Here is a 4,592-nt window from a genome sequence, read left to right on the forward strand (position 1 = left end):
CTTCAAGGTCGGCACGGACGTCCTCGACCTCTCGGCCCTGCTCAAGGCCGACGGCTACACCGGCGCCGATCCGGTCAAGGACCACTACATCACCCTGGAGAGCGACGGGAACGGCGGGACCCTGGTCGGCATCGAGGACCATGGCCTGGCCAACATCAACGGCCACTGGCCGAACCGGATCATCGACCTGGAGCACGTCTCGCCGACCGGCCTGACCTGGGCCCAGCTGGCCGGGAGCTCGACCACCAGCGCCTCGACTGCGGCTTCGACCACGGTCTCGTCGAGCGCGACGACCTCTCCGGCCACGCTGCCGCTCGAGCCGACCACGACGACCACGACGACCACGCCCACGCCCTCGACCGGCGCCGCGGCCGGCCAGACGCTGACCTCGACCCACGTCGGCTCCGTGCTGACCGGCGGCGCCGGCGCCGACACCCTGGTCTCCAGCCAGGCGCTCGACACCATGACCGGCGGCGCGGGCGCGGATCACTTCGTGATCACGTCCAACCCCTGGGCGCCGATCCACATCACCGACTTCCAGTCGGGCTCGGACAAGATCGATCTGACGGCGCTCTTCAAGTCGACGGGCTACGCCGGCTCGGACCCGGTCGCGGACCACTACATCACCGTGGACCCTGACGGGAACGGCGGCTCACTGATCCGCTTCGAGGCGAACGGCCTGGCCAACATCAATGGCCACTGGCCGAACACCGTCATCGACCTGGAGCACATCGCCCCGAGCGCGGTGAAGTCCTCGGACTGGATCATCCACTAAGCTGAAAGCCGCACGCGCGCCGGAGTCCGCCTGACGGATCCCGGCGCGCCGGACGCCCCGCACGCGTGGCGGCTACTTCTTGACCACCACCAGCTCGGTCCGCCGGTTGGCGGCGCGGCCGGCGTCGGTGTTGTTGTCGGCGACCGGGTTCTGTTGGCCCATGCCGGACGCCTCGACGTGGTCGGCGGGCACGCCGCCAGCCACCAGCTGCGACTTCACCATCGTCGCGCGGCGCTCGGACAACTGCTGGTTTGAGGCCGCATCGCCCTGGTTGTCGGTGAAGCCGACCACCTTGACCATGGCGTTCGGGTAGGCCTTCAGGATCGAGGTGATCGCCGTCACCGTCGGCTGGCTCGCTGGGGTGAGCTCGGACGAGGCGGTGTCGTAGTTCAGGTTGTCGAAGACGAAGGTCTTCGGCGCGGGGGTGTTCGAGGCCAGGTAGTTGGCCAGGTTGTAGCCGATCGAGCCCTGCGGCACCGTGATCGCCCCGCCGCTCGGCAGGTTGACCGAGACGTTGGGGGCTGCCGGCGCGGTGACGTTCGGCGCCGTCGCGGTGGGAGCGGTGGCGGTGGGCGCGGTGGCCGTGGTGGTCGGCTCGGTCGCCTTGCGCGCGGCCGCGCAGTTGCGCATCGCGAACAGGAGGCCGACCAGCACCAGGGCGGCGATAATCCACGGCAGGAAGCGGCCGACGCCGCCGCCGGCCTCGGCGGTGCGCGCCGCGCCCGCCGTCGTCGCCGCGCCGGAGGAGACCGCGTGGGCCGCATAGCTGTCGGCCGCCGCTGCGCCGGTCCTGGCGCTCGCCCCCAGGCCGAACAGCGAGCCCAGACCGGCCGGCAGGGCGCCCAGGATGCTCGGCCGCTGACCGCTCAACAGGGTCTGCAGGCCGCCCGCGGTCGGCGCCGGTCCGGCGAGGCGCGCGATCGCGCCCATCACCAGCGGCGCGGCCAGCCCCAGGATCTTCGCCGCCGAGGCCATGCCCAGGCCGGCGTGAGAGGCGATCGCCGAGGTGACCGCATTGCCCTCGCCGCCCAGCAGCGAGGAGGCGACGCTCTGGCCGTGGCTGAGATAGGCCGCCCGCGCGCTCTCGTCGCCGGCGACCGCGCCCAGATCGTCCAGGGGATTGCCGTTGGCGACCGTCTGATTGACCTGGTCGAGCAGCGACCGCGCCCCCGCCGGCGTGGCGCTGCGCTGCAGGGCCCCGGCCAGCAAGGCCGGAGCGGCCGCACCCAGGCCGGTGGTCAGCGCGGACGGAGACTCGCCCATCGCATCGGCCAGTCGCGCCGTCACATTGGGGGTGAGCGCGCCCATTACGGTCTGGATCAGGTTGGCCATGCCAAGCCTCCATGCTGCGTTCGCGCCGCGCCTGCCGGGCGCGGCGCCGGGAACCCGCGCCAGTCGTATTCGGCCGGCACGCCTACCGGAGCCGCTGATAGGCCTCTGGCGCCGCCCCTGGGTATCAGGTCCCGAACCCACCCCCCGGGATCAGATCATGGTGACTTGGCCGCAGTGGCGAGGCCGCCGGGCCCCGTTCGATCCAGGCCGCTTCGTGCTAGAGCCAGGGTGATGGACTTCTCGAGCATCAACGACGCCGCCTGCGAGACCTATAACCTCGGGCGCTACAGCCTGGCGGAGGCGATGTTCCGCCACGTCCTCGCCGAGACCCCCGGGGACCACGCAGCCCGGCAGAACCTTGGCCTGACCGTGCTGGCGCAGGGACGCTGGCGGGAGGGCGCTGTGCTCTATGAGGCGCGGCTGGAGCGCAAGCCCGGTCCCGGCCTGCCCTATCCCCGCTGGAGCGGCGAGCCGCTCGACGGAAAGCGCGTGCTCATCTGGCCGGAGCAGGGCTTGGGCGACCAGATCATGTGCGCGCGGTACGTCCCGGCGCTGGTCGAACGCGGCTGCGAGGTGACGCTCATCTGCGCGCCCACGCTGTGTCGGCTGTTTGCGCAGGCGCTGCCCGGCAAGGTGCTGCCGGCGCAAGGCACGATCGATTTCGAGGATCCCGACGTCTGGCTATGGTCAATGTCCCTGCTGGCCGCCGTCGGCGATCCGCAGGGCGGCCGGGTTCCGTTCCTGCACGCCGCCCCGAAGGCGAGCGGCGCCAGGATCGGCGTGGCGACCCGGGGCAGTCCGATCCACCCGAATGACGCCGGCCGCTCGCTGCCGGCGGATCTGGCGGCCGAGCTGCTGTCCCTGTCCGGGACGATGAGCCTCCTGCCCGAGCACACCGGCGTCGCCGACATGCTCGACACCGCTGAGATCATCGCCGGGCTCGACCTCGTCATCAGCGTCGACACCTCGATCGCGCACCTCGCCGGGGCCATGGGCAAGCCGGTGTGGATCCTGCTGCCGGAGCGCGGCCCCGACTGGCGCTGGATGCGCGAGCGCGACGACAGTCCCTGGTATCCCGCCGCCCGTCTGTTCCGGCAGGGAGATGACGCCGATTGGCGGCCGGTGCTGAGCGCGGTGAGGGCCGGCTTGGCGGCCGCAGAGTGGTCGGACTGACAGCGCCCGCCCCAGCCCGCCGGACCGCCTTAACCACCCTCCTTAACCTCACACCGTGGCGCCGAATCACCACCTTCGCCCCGCGGGCGAAAACTGGCGCCGTTCATGCCTGTGTCAGGGAACCTCGGCTGTTCTCGTCCGTAGATGAAACAGCCGGGCTTGTTGGCATTTGAGGCGGTCCACTGGGGGCCGCGGCCACAAAAAGAACCTGGGTTGGGGATTTGAGGAATTATCGCATGTCACCGTCTCTGAGCGTTGTCGCGGACAACGACATGAAAGCCGCGGCCAGCGTCGCGCCGAAGGCCGAGACCGTCGCGCAGCGCGTCCGCCGCCTGCAACAGGAAGCCCGCCAGCTGGCCAAGGACCACATCAAGGCGCTGGGCGCGGCGATGGTCGAGGTCGAGACCCTGGCCGCCGAGATCGCCGAGGGCGGCGACGCCTATCCGCCCGGCGTCCGCGACCTCGCCCGCCGGCTGGTCGAGGATTGCGAGGCGCGCGTCCAGACCCTGGAAGCGATCGTCGCCCGCACCCGGGACTGATCGCCTTAGAGGTTAAGCTGTCTGCTGAGCGGCGCCCGGCGCGGCCTCTCCGTTAACCAATGGAGGCCGTCCCGGGCGCCCGGCGGGACCGTCCCGATGCGGGACAGTCCCTGTCCCGGGCCGACACTCTCCTCTGCAGGCGCGGCCGAGCGGGCCGCGGGAACATTCCGAGCCGACGCGCTGATCCCCTGCGTCGCCTCGACGAGCCCGCCGCTCGGCCGCGCCGATTCACTGTCTTCCTTCACCTTATTCCCGCCGCCTCAAGGGAGCGAGACCAGATCCCGGAACGCGTGGCTGCGCCTGAGCCAGGCGGCCGCGTAGCCGCAGATCGGCGTGATCTTCAGGCCCTGCTCGCGGGCGTCGCCGGCGAGCGCCTGCATCAGCCGGCCCGCGGCCCCGGTCCCGCGCAGGGGCGGCGGGGCGAAGACGTAGTCGATGAACAGCCGCTCGCCCTGCCGCCGGTAGTCGGCGTAGGCGGTCAGCCCCTCCTCATCCATTTCATAGCGGGACTTCTCGCGATTGTTGCGCAGCTCGCCCATGCTTCCTCACGATCTCCTCGGCGATTGATCCCGCGCCGGCGCGGGGAGAAGCTCGCCGACAGGCTCGACAAGATGGGAGGCCCGTTCGATATGCGCAAAGCCCTGGCGCTGACAGCCGTCAGCCTCGTCGCCCTGTCGGCCTGCAACAGGAAGCCCGCCCAGGCGCCGCACCCGCCGGCGCCTCCGGGCTCCGCGCCGACCTCCGGGACCGCGGCGCCGGTCGCGCCGGTCGCC

Annotated in this window: 5 protein-coding genes; 3 read left to right on the top strand and 2 right to left on the bottom strand. The window is 71.4% G+C overall.

The window, feature by feature from the left end:
• Positions 1 to 775, top strand: a 775-nt coding sequence (locus VJS38_RS01745) for a type I secretion C-terminal target domain-containing protein (protein WP_324086432.1), incomplete at its 5' end; no start/stop codon positions are given.
• Between the two features lie 72 nt (positions 776 to 847).
• Here the strand turns inward: VJS38_RS01745 and VJS38_RS01750 are convergent.
• Positions 848 to 2,107, bottom strand: coding sequence for an OmpA family protein (locus VJS38_RS01750; protein WP_324086433.1), 1,260 nt, complete (start codon positions 2,105 to 2,107; stop codon positions 848 to 850).
• A 231-nt stretch (positions 2,108 to 2,338) separates the two neighbouring features.
• Between VJS38_RS01750 and VJS38_RS01755 the strand changes: the two genes are divergently transcribed.
• On the top strand, positions 2,339 to 3,280 hold the full coding sequence (locus VJS38_RS01755) for a glycosyltransferase family 9 protein (protein WP_324086434.1): 942 nt from the start codon (positions 2,339 to 2,341) through the stop codon (positions 3,278 to 3,280).
• A 236-nt stretch (positions 3,281 to 3,516) separates the two neighbouring features.
• Positions 3,517 to 3,819, top strand: a complete 303-nt coding sequence (locus tag VJS38_RS01760; RefSeq protein ID WP_324086435.1) for a hypothetical protein — start codon at positions 3,517 to 3,519, stop codon at positions 3,817 to 3,819.
• 260 nt (positions 3,820 to 4,079) lie between these two features.
• Here the strand turns inward: VJS38_RS01760 and VJS38_RS01765 are convergent, their stop codons facing one another.
• Entirely contained in the window at positions 4,080 to 4,358 is a 279-nt protein-coding gene (locus VJS38_RS01765) for a GNAT family N-acetyltransferase (RefSeq protein ID WP_324086436.1), read from the bottom strand.
• Positions 4,359 to 4,592 lie beyond the last annotated feature (234 nt).

The organism is Phenylobacterium sp., from assembly GCF_035276905.1.
Taxonomy (GTDB): Bacteria; Pseudomonadota; Alphaproteobacteria; order Caulobacterales; family Caulobacteraceae; genus Phenylobacterium.

What these genes read in the sequence shown, in the direction of transcription:
- VJS38_RS01750 (WP_324086433.1), bottom strand. Translation starts at nt 2,107, where the DNA reads ATGGCCAACCTGATCCAGACCGTAATGGGCGCGCTCACCCCCAATGTG.
- VJS38_RS01755 (WP_324086434.1), top strand. Translation starts at nt 2,339, where the DNA reads ATGGACTTCTCGAGCATCAACGACGCCGCCTGCGAGACCTATAACCTC.
- VJS38_RS01760 (WP_324086435.1), top strand. Translation starts at nt 3,517, where the DNA reads ATGTCACCGTCTCTGAGCGTTGTCGCGGACAACGACATGAAAGCCGCG.
- VJS38_RS01765 (WP_324086436.1), bottom strand. Translation starts at nt 4,358, where the DNA reads ATGGGCGAGCTGCGCAACAATCGCGAGAAGTCCCGCTATGAAATGGAT.